The 16288-nt window shown below is 68.6% G+C and carries 15 protein-coding genes and 1 pseudogene; 6 read left to right on the forward strand and 10 right to left on the reverse strand.

Annotated features, from left to right (window positions below):
• Window positions 1-215 precede the first annotated feature (215 nt).
• From mnhG to BLW44_RS01315, 7 genes and pseudogenes are all read right to left on the reverse strand, one after another.
• Entirely contained in the window at window positions 216-605 is a 390-nt protein-coding gene (mnhG, locus tag BLW44_RS01285) for a monovalent cation/H(+) antiporter subunit G (RefSeq protein WP_060927891.1), read from the reverse strand.
• Window positions 602-871: an MrpF/PhaF family protein gene (locus BLW44_RS01290; protein WP_060927892.1), complete on the reverse strand. Its 270-nt coding sequence runs from the start codon at window positions 869-871 to the stop codon at window positions 602-604. The genes mnhG and BLW44_RS01290 overlap by 4 nt, the downstream gene beginning before the upstream one ends.
• A complete protein-coding gene (locus tag BLW44_RS01295) occupies window positions 868-1473 on the reverse strand; it encodes a Na+/H+ antiporter subunit E (RefSeq protein ID WP_060927893.1) in 606 nt (201 codons plus the stop codon). Before BLW44_RS01295 ends, BLW44_RS01290 begins: the two co-directional genes overlap by 4 nt.
• Window positions 1470-3023: a Na+/H+ antiporter subunit D gene (locus BLW44_RS01300; RefSeq protein ID WP_060927894.1), complete on the reverse strand. Its 1554-nt coding sequence runs from the start codon at window positions 3021-3023 to the stop codon at window positions 1470-1472. The genes BLW44_RS01295 and BLW44_RS01300 overlap by 4 nt, the downstream gene beginning before the upstream one ends.
• Window positions 3024-3298: 275 nt before the next feature.
• Window positions 3299-3799, reverse strand: a pseudogene (locus BLW44_RS01305) (Na(+)/H(+) antiporter subunit C); the annotation flags it as partial.
• Window positions 3799-6741 carry a Na+/H+ antiporter subunit A gene (locus BLW44_RS01310; protein WP_060927895.1) on the reverse strand — a complete coding sequence of 981 codons (2943 nt, stop codon included), beginning with the start codon at window positions 6739-6741 and terminating at the stop codon, window positions 3799-3801. The pseudogene BLW44_RS01305 and the gene BLW44_RS01310, both read right to left, overlap by 1 nt.
• Before the next feature lie 180 nt (window positions 6742-6921).
• Window positions 6922-8145 (reverse strand): aldo/keto reductase, encoded by a 1224-nt coding sequence (locus tag BLW44_RS01315; RefSeq protein WP_245647455.1) that lies wholly within the window; start codon window positions 8143-8145, stop codon window positions 6922-6924.
• Between BLW44_RS01315 and BLW44_RS01320 the strand changes: the two genes are divergently transcribed.
• Window positions 8144-8470, forward strand: a complete 327-nt coding sequence (locus tag BLW44_RS01320) for an L-rhamnose mutarotase (protein ID WP_060927897.1) — start codon at window positions 8144-8146, stop codon at window positions 8468-8470. The two genes, BLW44_RS01315 and BLW44_RS01320, sit on opposite strands and share 2 nt — an antisense overlap.
• A gap of 90 nt (window positions 8471-8560) precedes the next feature.
• The gene (locus tag BLW44_RS01325; RefSeq protein ID WP_060927898.1) at window positions 8561-10081 is read left to right on the forward strand and encodes a hypothetical protein; all 1521 of its coding nucleotides are present in this window, start codon (window positions 8561-8563) and stop codon (window positions 10079-10081) included.
• A 164-nt stretch (window positions 10082-10245) separates the two neighbouring features.
• Here the strand turns inward: BLW44_RS01325 and BLW44_RS01330 are convergent, their stop codons facing one another.
• Window positions 10246-11307: a LacI family DNA-binding transcriptional regulator gene (locus BLW44_RS01330; protein ID WP_060927899.1), complete on the reverse strand. Its 1062-nt coding sequence runs from the start codon at window positions 11305-11307 to the stop codon at window positions 10246-10248.
• Between the two features lie 59 nt (window positions 11308-11366).
• Here BLW44_RS01330 and BLW44_RS01335 point away from each other — a divergent pair, with 59 nt between their 5' ends.
• Window positions 11367-12617, forward strand: a complete 1251-nt coding sequence (locus tag BLW44_RS01335) for an MFS transporter (RefSeq protein ID WP_060927914.1) — start codon at window positions 11367-11369, stop codon at window positions 12615-12617.
• 4 nt (window positions 12618-12621) lie between these two features.
• Here BLW44_RS01335 and BLW44_RS01340 read toward each other — a convergent pair whose 3' ends face one another.
• A complete protein-coding gene (locus BLW44_RS01340; protein WP_060927900.1) occupies window positions 12622-12912 on the reverse strand; it encodes a hypothetical protein in 291 nt (96 codons plus the stop codon).
• 147 nt (window positions 12913-13059) lie between these two features.
• On the opposite strand from BLW44_RS01340, the gene nucS reads away from it, so the two are divergent.
• Both nucS and BLW44_RS01350 read left to right on the forward strand, forming a co-directional pair.
• Window positions 13060-13755, forward strand: a complete 696-nt coding sequence (nucS, locus tag BLW44_RS01345) for an endonuclease NucS (protein WP_060927901.1) — start codon at window positions 13060-13062, stop codon at window positions 13753-13755.
• Between the two features lie 73 nt (window positions 13756-13828).
• Window positions 13829-14494: an HAD hydrolase-like protein gene (locus tag BLW44_RS01350; protein WP_060927902.1), complete on the forward strand. Its 666-nt coding sequence runs from the start codon at window positions 13829-13831 to the stop codon at window positions 14492-14494.
• A gap of 224 nt (window positions 14495-14718) precedes the next feature.
• Here the strand turns inward: BLW44_RS01350 and BLW44_RS01355 are convergent, their stop codons facing one another.
• Window positions 14719-14925, reverse strand: coding sequence for a cold-shock protein (locus tag BLW44_RS01355; protein ID WP_042540947.1), 207 nt, complete (start codon window positions 14923-14925; stop codon window positions 14719-14721).
• Window positions 14926-15469: 544 nt separating this feature from the next.
• Between BLW44_RS01355 and BLW44_RS01360 the strand changes: the two genes are divergently transcribed.
• Window positions 15470-16288, forward strand: a complete 819-nt coding sequence (locus tag BLW44_RS01360) for a shikimate 5-dehydrogenase (RefSeq protein ID WP_276326186.1) — start codon at window positions 15470-15472, stop codon at window positions 16286-16288.

Here is a 16288-nt window from a genome sequence, read left to right on the forward strand (position 1 = left end):
CTCGCCCGAAGCAGAGTTAGGTGCAGGAGGAGTGGCACCAGCCCTCGCTGTTCACGTCTCAGCATGGATTTCACGCCGAATGGTCATATGGCCCGTTCAGAGGGATCAGCACCCGCTCATGCTGAGTTGCGAACCATGGCGGCTCCGCACGAGCGCCCGGGGCGGGGCCGTGCAGACGCGGGCAGAGCACACCCGGGCGGAGCTGCGTCGCCCCCTCAGCCGGCGGCCGGGGGCGTCTGCTTCGATTCCGCGAGCTCGTCCACGACGAGGCTGCGCTCATCGGTCGTCCCGTTGCGATAGGCCTGACGACCGACGATGTGCGCGGACAGCGGCGCGGTGGCGAACTGCATCAGCACGATGGGGGCGACCAGCGCGAGTCCGACGAGGATGCTGCCCACCGTCCGCTGCGACAGCGCGATCGCGAGGCAGATGAGGATGAGACCGAGCACCTGGGGCTTCGTCGCGGCATGCAGCCTCGACGGCACGTCCCGGAACCGCAGCAGCCCGACGGCGGCCGAGAGGCAGAGCACGGCTCCGAGCAGGATGAGCACAAGGATGGCGACGTCGATGACGGCGTCGGGGATGGCCAGACCGAACACGTTCATGGGGTCGTGTTGTCCCTTCTGGCGACGAAGCGGGCGACCGAGATCGATCCGAAGACGCCGACGGCCGCGATGATGAGCAGCACCGGGATGCTGCGCGTGTGACCGTTGATCGCCATCTCGGCACCGAGCACGCACATCACCTCGGTGAGCAGCACGTCGGATGCCACGGCGCGGTCGAGGATCGACGGCCCCCGCACGATGCGGATGATCGTCAGGATGGCGGCCACCCCGAAGACGACCATGATCGCCATCATCAGCACATTCATCGGGCACCGCCCTTCGTTGCGCCCGCGGAACCCGATCGCTGCGCACGCTCGTCCGCCTTGAGGGCACGGTACTGCGCGGGCGCGCCGAGCGCACGCACGACCCTGCGCTCCCACCGCAGTACCCCTTCGCGCTGCTTCTCGACGTCGGCGATGCTCCGCACTCCGATCACATGCAGGTAGAGCACCTGGCGGTCCCGGTCGGCCTCGACGACGAGCGAACCGGGCACGAGAGACGAGACGACAGAGACGTGGGTCATCATCAGGTCGTCGGCGTACTTCAGCGGAACCGCGATGATCGCGGCACCCGGCTGATGCCGGAAGTCGAACACCTGCACGGTGACCGCGAGTGCACCCCGCAGCACCGCGAACAGGAACTGCACGACCAGCAGCGCCGCGTACCAGATGTTGATCCGCCCGGAGAGCTCGACGGTCGGCAGCCGGAACACGCGGGTGACGAACACCGCGACCACGAGCCCCGAGACGAAGGCGAGCACCGTGAACTGGCTCCAGAGCAGCATCCAGAGCACGACGAGCCAGGCCAGGAACGGCAGCTGCACCCGGATGTCGCGCCAGAAGTGACGCCCGGTCTCGGTGGGGGTCATCCGTCCACCTCGTCTTCCAGCTGCACGAGGCTCACGGGCTCCAACAGCGTCGCGCCGATACGGTCGCAGAGTGCGTAGAGCGGCCCGGCGAAGACCGTCAGCGCCACGGTGACGCCGACCATCCCGGCGGTCGCGACCGTCATGATGCGCGGGATGCGGCGACGCTCCTGCTGCTCGTCGGCGGCCGGGGCGTTGCCGAGGTAGGAGATGCGGCCCTCCGTCTCCGCCGAGTCCTCCTCCTCGCGCCAGAACGCCAGGTTCCAGGCGCGCATCAGCGCGTACAGCGTGAGGAGCGAGGTGACGATGCCGCCCACGATCAGCACGATCATGAGAGGCGTTCCGACGGATGCCGCGGCCTCGAACAGCGCGAACTTGCCGATGAATCCGGAGAACGGGGGCAGTCCACCGAGGTTGATCGCCGGGATGAAGTAGAGCACGGCGATCACCGGCGCGACCTTGAGCAGTCCTTTCACCCTCAGGATCGAGGTGCTCCCCGCCCGGCGCTCGATGAGTCCGACGGCCAGGAAGAGCGTCGTCTGCACGATGATGTGGTGGACGATGTAGTAGACCGTCGCCCCGATGGCCGCGGGGGTCGCGATCGCCAGACCGAAGATCATGTAACCGACGTGGCTCACGAGCGTGAACGACAGGATCCTCTTCAGCTCGGCCTGCGCGACGGCGCCGAGCACTCCGACGATCATGGTCGCGAGCGCGATGATCAGCAGCACGGTGTCGATGCTGTTCTCGGCGAACAGTTGGGTCTCGGTGCGGATCAGCGCGTAGACGCCGACCTTGGTGAGCAGGCCGGCGAACACCGCGGTGACCGGTGCCGGCGCCGTCGGATAGGAGTCAGGCAGCCAGAACGACACGGGGAAGATCGCGGCCTTGATGCCGAAGGCGATCACGAGCATGAGATGCAGCACGAGCTGCGTCTCCTGCGGCAGCTCCGTCATCCGCTCGGCGATCTGGGCCATGTTCACGGTTCCCAGCGCCCCGTAGATCATCGCGATCGAGGCGAGGAACAGGATCGACGAGACCAGCGAGACGACGATGTAGACGGCGCCGGTGCGGATGCGGGACTCCGTGCTGCCGAGCGTGATCAGCACGTACGACGCGACGAGCAGGATCTCGAATCCGACGTAGAGGTTGAAGAGGTCGCCCGCGATGAAGGCGTTGAAGATGCCGGCGGCGAGGATGAGGTACGACGGGTTGAAGATCGAGATCGGCGTCTCGTCCGTCCCGTCGGCGGCACCCTGGCCGATGGAGAAGAGGAGGACCGCCACCAGCACGATGCTCGAGATGAGCACCAGGAGCGCGGCGAGCCTGTCGACGTAGAGCACGATGCCGAACGGCACCGGCCACCCGCCCACCGAGACCGCGAGCGGCGCGCCCGCGTCGACGGCGACGAGCAGCACCGCCGCGATGACCGAGACGATCGCGAGCGTGGCCACCGTGACGAACGCCTGGAGGCGCGGATTGCGCCCGAAGATCAGGGTCACGGCGGCGCCGAGCAGCGGCAGGGCGACCAGCAGCGGGACGAGGGCGCTCATCGGCGATCCTCCCCGTCGTCGGTGTGCTCGGGCGCACTGTCATCGGATGCCGTGTCTGCCGCCATGTCCGATGCAGCATCGGCCGCGTCGGTCTCGTGGGCCTGCGACGCATGGGTGTCGGCGTCGGTGCGGAAGGCCGTGGATTCGGAGCCGTCGTCGTCCGGCGGGGCCGATTCGCCGTCGAGCACGGAGCCTGCTGCAGCCGCGTCCTCAGCCGCCTCCCGCTCTGCGTTCGCGGAATCCACGGCGGCGGCTGCGGAGCCGGGACGGGATGCCGTCGGCCGATCCATCGGTGCGTCGTCCTGGAGCGCGGGGTGATCGCGCATGTGGAGCACGGTGATCGGCGCGGTCTGCACTCCGACGAAGTCGGTGGTGGCCTCGTCGTCCGCCGCGTCGGCCTCGTCGTCCATGAGGTCCTCGTCGGCGTCGGTGCGATCGCGCAGCGCGATGTCGGCCTCGTCGTCCTCGACGGTGTCGGCCTGGCCGAGCTGCCAGGAGCGGTAGATGAGGGCGAGCAGGAACGCCGAGACGGCGAAGGTGATGACGATGGCGGTCAGGGTGAGCGCCTGCGGCAGCGGATCGCTGAGCTCACCCTCGGTGCCGAAGAACGGCGCATTGCCCGGGACGCCCATGACGATGAGCAGCAGCAGATTGGTGGCATTGCCGAGCAGCAGGAACCCGATCAGCACCCGGGTGAGGCTGCGCTCGAGCATCGCGTAGACACCGCACGCGAACAGCACGGCCATGATCACGATCAGGGTGAGGGAGACATCCATCAGATGGTCACCCCCCGCTCGCGGAACTCCTGCGCCTGGCGGTCGACCTCGGCGCCGAGACTGCGCAGCACGTCGAGCACCAGGCCGATGACGACGAGGTACACGCCCACGTCGAAGATCGTCGAGGTGACGAACTCCATGTGCCCGATGCCGGGGACCTCCCACTCCCAGAAGTTGCTGGTGAGCGGAGCGAGGCCGAAGAACAGTGGCACCACAGCGGTGCCGACCGCCAGGATGAGTCCGGCGCCGAGCAGGCGTCCGGCATCCGTGGGGGCGGCCGCGCCGAGCTCCCAGCGTCCGCCGGCGACGTAACGCATCACCAGGGCCATTCCGGCGACCAGACCGCCGGCGAAGCCGCCGCCAGGAAGGTTGTGACCCGAGAACAGCAGGAAGATCGATACGACGATGATCGTGTGGAACAGCACGCGCACGATCACCTCGAGCAGGATCGAGCGGTTCTCCGGCTTCATCCTCGGGCCGCCGACCAGCCAGGCGCGGGGGCTGCTCTCGTTCTCGTCGGTCTGGAAGCGGACGCCCTCGGTGGTCTCGACGAGCGGACGGCTGAGCGTGCGACGGCGTCGTGCCTTGGGCAGGGTCTTCGTGGCCGCGAGCATGTCGGCGCGATGGGTGACGAAAACGAGCGAGGCGACTCCGGTCGCGGCGAGCACGAGCACCGACAGCTCGCCCATCGTGTCCCAGCCGCGGAGGTCGACGAGCGCGACATTGACGACGTTCTTGCCGTGGCCGATGTCGTACGCGAGCTGCGGGAACATCTCCGAGATGGGGTGTGCGACGCGCGACTGCGTCGCGACCACCGCGACGAGCGCCATCGTGAGGCCGACGCCGACTCCGAGGAGCGCGCGGGGGATGCGTCCGACCGAGGCGTTGTGCTCGCCCATGCGTGCAGGCAGCCGCCGCAGCACGAGAGCGAAGGTGACCATCGTGACGGTCTCGACGAGGATCTGGGTGAGCGCCAGGTCGGGGGCGCCGCTGGTCGCGAACAGCACCACCATGCCGAGCCCGGTGATGGAGACCAGCACGACGCCGGTGTACCGCTTCTGCGCGCGCACGGCCATGACGCCGGCCGCCGCCATCATCGGCGCCACGACGAGCTGCGCCGGGGTGTGCCACGCGGAGAGCTGGAACCGGTCGACGTCGCTGGCGACCAGCGCGGTGATCTCGGCGGTGACGAAGACCACGAAGATGGTGCCGACGTACACCGGCAGCGAACCGCGCTGGGTGAGGGTGGTGCTGAGCACTGACAGGCGGTCGACGCCCCGCACGACGAGGTAGTAGACGTCTGCGGCGGTGAAGCGGATGAGACGCGCCTTGCGGTCCCAGCCGGTGCGCAGAGTCAGCAGGAACACGGCGGCGCCGAGCAGGATCGACAGGATCGAGATGCCGAGCGCGGGCTCGAGACCGTGCCAGAGGGCGAGGTGTCCCGGTCCTTCTGCGGCGACACCTTCGGCATCCAACCCGGGGGTCGCGGTGATCGCATAGCCCTGCAGAGCGACGTCGAGCGCAGGGGCGCCGATACCGGCGGCGAGGGTGAGGCCGGCCAGGATGATCGGCGCGGAGAGGAAGCCGACCGGCGGGTCGGGCCACGCGGTGTCCGGGAGGCGATCACCGGCGGCATCCCGCTTGGTCCAGAAGGCTCCCCACAGGAAGCGGATGCCATATGCCGCTGTGAGAATAGATCCGAGGCTGACGCCGATGATCGCCACGAGACCCCACGGGGATCCGTGCAGGGCGTCGTCGAGAAGTGCCGTGAGCGTCGACTCCTTGGCGACGAACCCGAGGGTCGGAGCGATCCCCGCCATCGAGGCGATCGAGATGAATGCCGCAGTCGCCATGACCGGAGCCTGCCGCCCGACCCCGCTCAGCTCGTCGACGTCACGCGTCGAGAGCTGCCGGTCGATCACCCCCACGATGAGGAAGAGCGCGGACTTGAACAGCGCGTGCGCGATCACGAGGGCGAGACCGGCGAGAGCGGATGCCTGCGTCCCGTAGCCGATGACCACCGAGAAGAAGCCGAGCTGGCTCACGGTGCCGAACGCGAGGATGCGCTTGAGGTCGGTCTCGCGGAGCGCCTGGATCCCGCCGAGCAGCATCGTGACGATGCCGAGCGAGATGATGATGGGCCGCCACGGTCCGGTGAACGCGAAGATCGGGGCGAAGCGGGCGATCAGGTAGATGCCGGCCTTCACCATCGCCGCGGCGTGCAGGTAGGCGCTGACCGGGGTGGGGGCGGCCATTGCGCCGGGCAGCCAGAAGTGGAACGGGAAGATCGCCGACTTGCTGATCGCGCCGACGAGGAGCAGCACCACGGCCGCGTCGACGACAGGACCCGTCGGGGCGAGCTCCAGGATCGCGCGGATGCTGGAGGTCCCGGCATCGACCACGAGCAGCACGACCCCGACGAACATGACGAGCCCGCCGAGCGTGGTGACCAGCAGCGCCTGCAGTGCCGCACGACGGCTGGCCGCGCGGCGGCGGTAGTGGCCGATGAGGAGGTACGAGAGGATGCTCGTCACCTCCCAGAACATGACGAGCATGACCAGGTCGTCGGTCAGGACGAGGCCGTACATCGCGCCCGCGAACCCGAGCAGCACGGCGGCGAACTGGCCGATCCCCGCCGAGTCGTCGTGGAAGTACCAGCGGCAGTACAGCAGGACGAGGGCGCCGACGCCGGTGACGATGAGGGTGAGCACCCAGCCGAGCACATCCATGTGCATCGACAGGTTCAGCCCGAGCTGCGGGATCCAGGCGAGGGACACGAACGGGGCAGGCCCGTCGAGCACCTGCGGAGTGAGCACGAGCGCGTGGACGAATGCCGCTGCGGGAATGAGTGCGGCGATGGCGAATGCCTGAGACCCCAGCCATCGCACCAGCACGGGCATGAGCAGCGACCCGAGGAGGAACACGGCGAGGAGCGTCAGCATATACGCGGCTCCTCAGGGCTCGTCGGCCGGGGGCGGCTCAGGCGGGCGGGCGGGTGTCGATATCGAGTTTACCTTGATTTCCCGCGCTTTCGGGCCGGTCTTCTCACCGTCCGATCACCCAAATGCCTGCGCATCCCCGGGATTCAGGGCATTGTGCATGCTGAGAAACGGAAAATCAGATCATTCGGACGCGTTCTCGGCCCGCCGCGCGAGCGCGGGACCGAGCCGCCGGTATGAGTTCTCGATGTGGGTCCGCATCGCCTCCGCAGCCGCAGCGGGGTCGCGACGACGCAGCGCCTCCAGGATGCGCTCGTGCTCGCTGACCGTGTCGTGCTCGAAGTCGTGGCGGAAGTTCAGTCGATAGAGGTGCATGTGCGAGCGCAGCCGCACGATGGCCTCGGAGAGCAGCGGGCTCTGCGCCTGCTCGGCGATCAGATGATGGAAGTGCAGGTCCTCGTCGATGAACCGTCGATAGTTGCGGAAGGTCTCGTCGTCGTCCGGAGCGGATGCCGTGCGCATCTTCACGACCGACGCCGACAGCTCGCTCTCGACGTCCTGATCGAGCTGGGTCGAGGCGCGGCGCGCGGCTTCCGGCTCGAGCAGCTCGCGCATGTCGTAGAGGTCACGCAGGCCGGCCTCGTCGAGCAGCGGTGCGGCGGCGTATCCCTTCAGCGCGCGTTTCGCGACGAGCCCCTCAGCCTCCAGTCGCGTCAGCGCCTCGCGGACGGGCGTGGGCGAGACATCCGCGGGTCCGTAGTCGAACGTGGCGCCCTCGGCGGGGTCATCCATCGCGAGGATGCCGGAGTTGAACACTGCGGCCGCGAGCACGGAGACGCCGCGCTGCGCCGCGAGAGGCATCAGGTCGTCTGCCGCCGACCGATCGAGGAGGGTCCAGCGCCCGGCGACCATCATGACGTCGGCATCCGTCTCCCGCACGAATCGCGCGAGCATCGAGCTCTGGTTCATGCCGGCGCCGAACGAGCGGATGACGCCCTGGTCGCGCAGCTCGCTGAGGGCGGGGAAGGCGCCTTCGAGAGCCTCCCGCTCGTGCTCGTCCGGGTCGTGGACGAGCACGATGTCGATGTGGTCGAGGCCGAGCCGCTCGAGCGACTGCTCGATCGACCGCAGCACGCCGTCCCGCGAGTAGTCCCGCACGCGACGGTGATCCGCCGGCACGTCGAAGAGGTTCTCGATGTCGGTGCGCCCGGCAGCCTCCTCATCGAGCAGGAGGGGCGGGTCGCCCTGCCCGATCCTGACGGCGTGCTCGACGAGAGCACCGCGCGAGTCGGAGAGCAGCCGATTGCTGCCGAGCGCGCGGATGGTGCGATCCTGGTCGATGTGGCCGCCGGCGCGACGCCGGTCGCCGTCTCGTTCCGCGCTCGTGACTGACGAAAGGCATCCCATGCGCATCGCCCTGCACTCCGAGATCCGCGACGGCGCGGTCGACGACTACCGCACGAATCACGCGCGGATCCCCGATGCACTCGCCGAGACCTTCGCTCGCATCGGCATCCACGACTGGACGATCTGGCGCTCCGGCCAGCGGCTGTTCCACCTGGTCGACTGCGACGACTGGGATGCCGCGGTCGCCGCGCTGAAGGACGACCCGGCCGACCACGCCTGGCAGGCCGACATCGGCCGGTTCGTCGAGGTCTTCCGCGACGCCGACGGTGCCGAGGGGACCGCGCCTCTCGAGCAGATCTGGGACCTCCGCGCGCAGATCTCCTGACCTGTCGACTCGCGTCCGTGGCCATGCCCCGCGAGCGGATGCGGTCGTCCACGCGCCGTGAAAGCGCGCGAGGAGTGGCAGAGTAGCTCCGTGACGCGGAGGTGGATGAGGGAGCTGGCCGGCTGGTCCAGCGCTGCCGCCATCGCGCTCGTCACCGCCGGGCCGGTCGCGTCGTCCGCCCGCGCCGACCTCGTGTTCCGCGACGGGGACTCGCTCGTCGTCGCGCTGCTCTCGCGCTCGCTGCTTTCGGGCGATGCGCTCGACTGGGCGATGTCGAGCGTGCTGTTCCTGCCGGAGACCGCAGGGTACTCAGCCCTGGACCTCGCTCTGCCTCTCGGCGTGAACGCGATACTCGCGGTGAGCGCGGTGCTGAACCTGCTCGCCCTGTACGGCGCCATCCGAGTGGCGGCGGGGCGAGCCGGCGAGGGCCGGGCGCCGGTGGCCTGGTCGGTCATCGCACTCGGGGTCTTCGGCATCCTGGCGATGACCGATGTGTCGGCGTCCCGCGATGCGCTGGACCTCGCGTCGCTGCAGCTGACGACCACGTACTACTCCTCGACCGTCGTCGCCGTCGTCCTCTCGATCGGCCTCGCGCGACGGATCCTCGACTGCGGCGAGCGCGGGGAGCGCGGTGGCCGCACCGTCGCTCTCCTGATCACCCTCGGTCTCGTCTCGACCGTCGCGACGCTGTCGAATCCGCTGTTCGCGGTGTGGGCCACGATCACCGTGGTCGCGGTGCTCGCGATCCTCGCCCTCCGCGCGACGCCGCGCGCGCCGATTCTCACCATGCTCGTCCCGCTCCTCGGCGGCACCGCTCTCGGCATCGTCCTGCGCATCCCGTTCGCGCCGTGGATCGCCAACACCGGAGTGGGATACGCGCAGCCCGCCCTCTGGGCGGAATCACTCCAGTACTACGGACGCCTTCTCACCGAACGCCTGCAGCATCCGCTCGGCGCGCTCGGGGCGATCCTCGTGGTCGCGCTCCTGGTCCTCGCGATCGTGGGATCCCGTCGCGCCGAGGACACCGGCTCGCGCCTGGTCGCGGTCGTCGCCTGGTCTGCTCCGCTGATCGTCGTCGTCGTCGGGGCCATCGCACTCGGCACGCACGCCGCGCGGTACCTGCAGCCCGTGGCGTTCATGCCCCTGCTCGCCCTCGTGGCCTCCCCGCGCGTCGTGCACATCAGTGTGCGCGTGCGATCGAGGGTGGCAGCCGGAATCGCCGTGCTTCTGCTCGTCGGGGGTGCGCTCAGCATCCCGCGACTGTCGGATGCCGCCTCGAAGCCCGACGTCGATCTCGCCTGCGTGACCGACTGGGTCGATGCGTCAAAGCGCACGGGCGCCGGTCAGTTCTGGACCGTGCGCCTACCGAAACTGCATCTCGCCGACCCGTCGCATCTCGTGCAGGTCGATCATCAGCTCAACGGCTACGCCTGGCTGGTGAATCGCACCGACTTCGATGTGGGCGAGGTGTCGTTCCTCGTCGAGGACTCGCAGACCGTGCAGTGGGATCTGCCGGTGGCGGTGGTTCCCGACGAGGTGGTCGACTGCGGCCGATACTCGATCCTCGACTTCGGCGAGCAGGCCCTCCCGCTGGGTCCGCAGCGTTCCTGACGCCGCGCGGCAGCCCCCGTCTGACCACTCCCAGCGAAGGAGAACTCACGCAACGAAGGAGAACTCACGCAGCGAAGGATCCATCGCGAGCACAGCTCCTGCGCACCGCGAGATCTCCTTCGCAGGCTGCGTGCGGCAGCTCCGCCCGGAGCCGCTGCGGCGGATCAGCGCCGCGGCGCGGCCGTCGTCGTGCCCGCCCGGAACCGACAGGTCAGGTGCAGGGTGAGACCCGGCTCCCCGCGGAGCATCCGCGCGACCTGCTCGCCGGCCGCCCGCCCCTTCTCGACCGCAGGCTGCACACTCGTGGTCAGTACGAGATCGCCGAGTCCGTCGGCGGCGATTCCGTCGAAGCCGGCGACGGACAGATCCTCGGGAACCCGCAGCCCGAGCTCCTCGGCGGCACGGATGACGCCGACCGCGATCAGGTCGCTCTGGGCGAGGATCGCCGTCGGCCTCGCGGCGGGATCGGCCAGCAGTCGGCGCCCCGCCAGCAGCCCCTCATCGATCAGGCTCCCGCCTGCGGAGATCGCCGGCGCATCGGGGAAGACCTCCCGCATGCCGGCGAGACGGTCGATCGTCACATCGACCGTGGCGGCGTCGATGCGCGGCTGGGTGACCGGCCCGCGTTCGCGGTCCGTGTCGAGCGGCAGCGTGACCAGCGCGACGTCGCGGTGCCCGAGATCATGGAGGTGCCTGGCAACATCGGCGGCCGCGGTGGTGTTGTCGAGCGTGATCCGCGGGATGCCCTCACCGGCGTCGCCCTCGATCACGACGACCGGCAGACCCCGACTGCGCACGATGTCGAGCGACGCCTTGGTGCGCCCCGAGCATCCGATCAGCACGACCGCGTCGACGGGGGCGTTGGTCAGAGAGGACCCCTCGTCGCCCGGCTCATCACGCAGCAGCAGGATGCCGGCGCTGAGATCGGCCATGCCGTCGGTGAGTCCGTCCATCATCGCCGTCGTCACCGGATCGAGGAACGCCGCACGCAGGTGCCCTTCGAGTACGACCGCGACGATCCCGCTGCGCCCACGACGCAATGATGCGGCCCGCGGATCGGGTCCCGCGTAGCCGAGTTCGGCGGCGGCCGCGAGCACCCGCTCACGTGTCGCGGGCGCCACGTTGGCCTTGCCGCTGAAGACGACGGATGCCGTGGAGGTCGCCACCCCCGCCTCACGGGCGACATCGGCGATCGTCGCTCGGCGCGGGAGGTCGTGGCTCGTCATACTCCGAGGATAGCTCCCCTGGTTTCGAAGTATCGAATCGATTCGATATGCTGTGCGACATGGACACCGCCCTCTCCCGTGCGCAGTATGTGCGCTGGCGCACCGCGATCTTCGCGATCTTCCTCGCCAGCGGTCTGTCGATCGCGACCTGGGCGTCACGCGTGCCCGACATCAAGCTCGCTCTCGAGGTCGACAAGGCGCAGGTCGGCATGCTGCTGCTGGGTGCGGGCATCGCCTCGATCGTCGGCATCTCGACGAGTCCGGCGATCATGGCGCGCACCGGCGCACGCCTCGGCATGATGGTGTCGATCTTCACGTTCGCATCCGGTGTCGCCCTGATCGGGATCGGCGCGAACGTGCTCGGCTCCTACGCCGTCGTGCTCATCGGCCTGGTGCTGTTCGGCCTGGGCAACGGATGCGTCGACGTGATGATGAACGTCGAAGCCACCGCGATCGAGCAGCACTCCGGGAAGACGATCCTGCCGCTCTTCCACGCCTTCTTCAGCTTCGGCACTGTCATCGGAGCCGGCCTCGGCGCCCTCGCCGCGCAGCTCCAGATCAACGTCTTCGCGCACACGCTCGCCGTCGCCGTGGTCATCGCCGCGATCGGCGTCGTCAGCATCGCCAACGTCCCCCGCCGCGAGGAGGCGCTCGATCCTCGGGCGGATGATGCAGAGAAGCCGCACTGGCGCGAGCGGATGCACGTCGCTCTGTCGGCCTGGCGCGAACCGCGCACCTATGCCATCGGTGTCGTGATGCTGGGCATGTCGTTCGCCGAGGGCGGTGCGAACGACTGGCTCGCACTCGGCGTCGCGGAGGATCACGGCGGCGGCACGGCCCTCGGCGCTGCCGCTCTGGCCACCTTCTCGGTCGCCATGACGGTCGTCCGCGTGTTCGGCGGGCCCCTCGTCGACCGCTTCGGACGCGTCGCGGTGCTGCGCATCCTCGCGGTGGCCGCCGCCTCGGGCATCCTGCTGTTCATCCTCGCGCCGACCCTTCCCCTGGTGTTCGTGGGTGCCGCGCTGTGGGGCGTCGGCGCGTCGCTCGGGTTCCCGCTCGGTATGTCGGCCGCGGCGGACGACCCCGCCAAGGCGGCCGCCCGCGTCAGCGCCGCGGCGACGATCGGGTACATCTCGTTCTTGGGCGGCCCGCCCGTGCTGGGCTTCATCAGCGAGCACATCGGCCTGCTCAACACCCTCTACATCCTCGTCGGGCTGGTCGTCCTCTCGGGACTCTTCTCCGGTGCCGCTCGACCCCTGCGCCAGGACGAGATGTCGTCGGCGCCTGCCGCAGAGAAGGCGTCTTCCTAGGTCGTCACCGCGCGGCAAGAAGGCGAGGCGGCGGCCCCTCGAGGCGAGCGATCGCGATCTTCACGTCGCCGAGCTCCGACCGAACCTCTTTCACTTCCGCTTCCAGACGATCGAACTGCGCGTCCACACGATCGAACTGCGCCTCCACACGATCGAACTGCGCCTCCATGCGCTGCTCGAACCTCTCGAACCGCGCATCGGTCCGGCTTATCGCCCAGCCGAACCCCGCCGCCAGCCCCAGCAGTGTGGACGCGACGGACACGATCATGGTCACCAGCTCGATCGACACCGTCATCTCCTCATGTTCGACTTCTCTGGCCAGAATGTCAGGATCGAGTGCGTCGCGGCAGCGCGTTCTCGCAACGGGCCGGCGGATGTGGAAAGGTCGCAACCTCTGCCCACCACCGCAGAAGGAGTGCGCCGGACGAAGTAGGCTCGACGGGTGCGTCTCGTCATCGCCCGCTGCTCCGTGGATTACACGGGTCGGCTCAATGCCCACCTCCCGCTCGCCACGCGTCTGCTCGTGCACAAGGGAGACGGGAGTCTGCTCGTGCACTCCGACGGCGGCAGCTACAAGCCGCTGAACTGGATGAGCCCGCCGTGCTCGCTCGCTCCGGAGGAACCCGGTGAGGAGGAGTCCATCGCCGGCGTGACCGAGGTGTGGCGCGTCACGCACAAGAAGACCGGCGACGCACTGCGGGTGCAGATCTACGAGATCCTCCACGACTCGAATCACGACCTCGGTGTCGACCCCGGCCTGCAGAAGGACGGTGTCGAAGCCGACCTCCAGCGCCTGCTCGCCGAACAGGTCGAGCGCATCTCGGAGGGCGCGACGCTCGTGCGCCGGGAGTATCCGACGGCCATCGGCCCCGTCGACCTTCTCGTCAGGGATGCCGAGGGCGCAGCCATCGCCGTGGAGATCAAGCGTCGCGGCGACATCGACGGCGTCGAGCAGCTCACTCGCTACCTCGAGCTGCTCGGGCGCGATCCGCACCTCACCCCGGTGCAGGGCGTGTTCGCGGCGCAGGAGATCAAGCCGCAGGCCCGTGTGCTCGCCGAGGACCGAGGCATCCGCTGCCTGGTGCTCGACTACGACGACATGAAGGGCATCGAGTCCGGCATCCCCCGCCTGTTCTGAGGCGGCCCGACGGCGGTTGCACAGATGTTCATCGCGGTCGGACGGGTTGTCGACTGCCCATAGGCTGGAAGGCATGGCCTCCTCCCCTTACTCGTGCGTCCTGTGGGACGTCGACGGCACGATCGCGGATGCGTCAGTCGGCATCCTCCGTCGTCTGAACGTCGCACTCACGCACTTCGGTCACCCTGCTCCCACGCGCGAGCAGCTGGTGCACTGGATCGGACCGCCGATGTTCGATTCGTTCCAGGCGCAGGCCGCCATGACGCCGGAGCAGGCGACCGAGGCCGTGGCCTTCTACCGCACGCTCGGCAAGGCCGACGGGTACACGACGGATGTCTCGACCTATCCCGGCGTCCCCGAGATCATCCGTGATCTGCATGCCGCGGGGGTGCCGCAGGCGACCGCGAGTTCGAAGCCAGAGATCCAGGTCGACGCGATCGTCGACTTCTTCGAGCTGCGTCCGTACTTCCTGACCACGGTAGGAGCGACGCCCGATGAGGCGACGCTCGCCTCCAAGACCGACATCGTCGCCGAGGCGCTGCGTCGCCTGGCCGAGCGCGGCGCCGACGTGTCGCGCCCGGTGCTCATCGGCGACCGACACCACGACGTCGAGGGCGGCAACGCGAACGGCGTGCCCGTGATCTTCGTCGAGTGGGGCTTCAGCGACTCTCACGAAGGCGACGACGCAGCGTTCCGCGCAGCATCCGCAGACGACCTGCGCGCACTGCTGCTGAACTGAGCCCGGCCGTCGGGCCCGCCGTGTCGGGCGGAGTTCGCCGCGTAAGGCGGAGCCTCAGCTCGACAGAATGCGCCCAATAGGGAGTTCTCCGCCCGACACGGCGCGCAACCGAGCTCAGCCGGGGGCCGCAGCCCGGTGCCCGTTCGCAGAAAGCACAGAACTCCCCGCCGGAGGTCGCAATGAAGTGCGGACCCCCGGTCAGGGAGTTCTGTTGTCGTCCGCTCTCAGAGCGGACGGATGTTCTCTGCCTGCAGGCCCTTGGGGCCCTGCGCCACGTCGAACTCGACTCGCTGGTTCTCTTCGAGAGACCGGTAGCCGGATGATTCGATGGCGGAGTAGTGCGCGAAAACGTCAGCGCCGCCGTCGTCGGGGGAGATGAAGCCGAAGCCCTTCTCCGAGTTGAACCACTTAACCGTGCCCTGGGTGCTCATGTACTGCCTGTTCTGCTGGAAAGAAGCCGACGCAGGATGCCCCGACGTGCTCCACGCTAGTGGAGCACGCGCTGAGCGGAAGTCCCGAGGTCAGCCCGTAACCCAAATGTTGCATGAGACGTCATCGACCGTCATGCACGCGGGTGGACACGCGCCCCAGAAAATGGTGTGGCCCTCACCGCGGGGGAGCGATGAGGGCCGAAGACGACCGGAGGGTGCGTCAGATTCCAGCCTAACCCCTCCGCGACCGATTTGTCCCCCATTTGGGGGACAAATCTGAAATCTGTAGGAGAGCGCCAACGATAGCGGCCCTCTCGAGCAGTCCGTTGGGGACTGAACCACTCGAGAGGGCCCAATCGCATGCACGGATCGCCTTGCCTCTGGGGAAGGCAGCCCGTCTCTGGGGAAGACGGAGACGATCAATCCCCTGTGCATGCACCTTCACCCTAGGGGAGCTCGGACGATCCCGCCATGGGGGTTGACGTCGCGCGTTTCGGCTCGTCCGGCGGCCGATCCATCCGGCGGGCGCGAGTAGCCTGGGGCCGTGACCCTGCTGAACAAAGACATGACGCTGTGCATCTCGCTGTCTGCCCGGCCGAGCAACAACGGCACCCGATTCCACAACTTCCTCTACGAGGAGCTGGGGCTCAACTGGATCTACAAGGCGTTCGCGCCCACCGACCTCGGCCAGGCCATCGCCGGCGTGCGCGGCCTCGGCATCCGGGGCTGTGCGATCTCGATGCCCTATAAGGAGGACGTCATCGCGCTGGTCGACCGCATGGATCCTTCGGCCACGGCGATCGATTCCGTCAATACGATCGTGAACGACGACGGGGTGCTGACGGCCTACAACACCGACTACAGCGCGATCGCCCAGCTGATCGAGAGCAACTCGCTGGACCCCTCGGCCTCCGTGCTGCTGCTCGGCTCCGGCGGAATGGCGAAGGCTACCGCCGCCGCCTTCCGTGACGCGGGATTCACGCGCGTCACCATCGCCGCTCGCAACGAGGAGCGCGGCCGCAGCCTGGCCGATCTGTACGGCTTCGCCTGGATCCCGGATGCCGCGGAGGCCACCGCCGACATCATCGTCAACATCACCCCGATCGGGATGGCCGGCGGGGCGGACGAGCACGCTCTGGCGTTCTCGGAGCAGCAGATCGCGGCCGCCTCCGTGGTGTTCGACGTCGTCGCGCTGCCGGCTGAGACCCCTCTCATCGCCGCGGGGCGCGCAGCGGGCAAGACTGTCGTCACCGGCGCTGAGGTGGCGACCCTGCAGGCACTGGAGCAGTTCGTGCTCTACACCGGCATCCGTCCGTCGGCCGAGCAGGTGCGCGCCGCCGAGGAGTTCATGCGCGCGCAGTAG

The sequence above is a fragment of the Microbacterium hydrocarbonoxydans genome, assembly GCF_900105205.1.
Lineage (GTDB): Bacteria > Actinomycetota > Actinomycetes > Actinomycetales > Microbacteriaceae > Microbacterium > Microbacterium hydrocarbonoxydans.

Coding starts and splice junctions, on each gene's coding strand:
- mnhG (WP_060927891.1), bottom strand. CDS start 605: ATGAACGTGTTCGGTCTGGCCATCCCCGACGCCGTCATCGACGTCGCC.
- BLW44_RS01290 (WP_060927892.1), bottom strand. CDS start 871: ATGAATGTGCTGATGATGGCGATCATGGTCGTCTTCGGGGTGGCCGCC.
- BLW44_RS01295 (WP_060927893.1), bottom strand. CDS start 1,473: ATGACCCCCACCGAGACCGGGCGTCACTTCTGGCGCGACATCCGGGTG.
- BLW44_RS01300 (WP_060927894.1), bottom strand. CDS start 3,023: ATGAGCGCCCTCGTCCCGCTGCTGGTCGCCCTGCCGCTGCTCGGCGCC.
- BLW44_RS01310 (WP_060927895.1), bottom strand. CDS start 6,741: ATGCTGACGCTCCTCGCCGTGTTCCTCCTCGGGTCGCTGCTCATGCCC.
- BLW44_RS01320 (WP_060927897.1), top strand. CDS start 8,144: ATGCGCATCGCCCTGCACTCCGAGATCCGCGACGGCGCGGTCGACGAC.
- BLW44_RS01315 (WP_245647455.1), bottom strand. CDS start 8,145: ATGGGATGCCTTTCGTCAGTCACGAGCGCGGAACGAGACGGCGACCGG.
- BLW44_RS01330 (WP_060927899.1), bottom strand. CDS start 11,307: ATGACGAGCCACGACCTCCCGCGCCGAGCGACGATCGCCGATGTCGCC.
- BLW44_RS01335 (WP_060927914.1), top strand. CDS start 11,367: ATGGACACCGCCCTCTCCCGTGCGCAGTATGTGCGCTGGCGCACCGCG.
- BLW44_RS01340 (WP_060927900.1), bottom strand. CDS start 12,912: ATGACGGTGTCGATCGAGCTGGTGACCATGATCGTGTCCGTCGCGTCC.
- BLW44_RS01350 (WP_060927902.1), top strand. CDS start 13,829: ATGGCCTCCTCCCCTTACTCGTGCGTCCTGTGGGACGTCGACGGCACG.
- BLW44_RS01355 (WP_042540947.1), bottom strand. CDS start 14,925: ATGAGCACCCAGGGCACGGTTAAGTGGTTCAACTCGGAGAAGGGCTTC.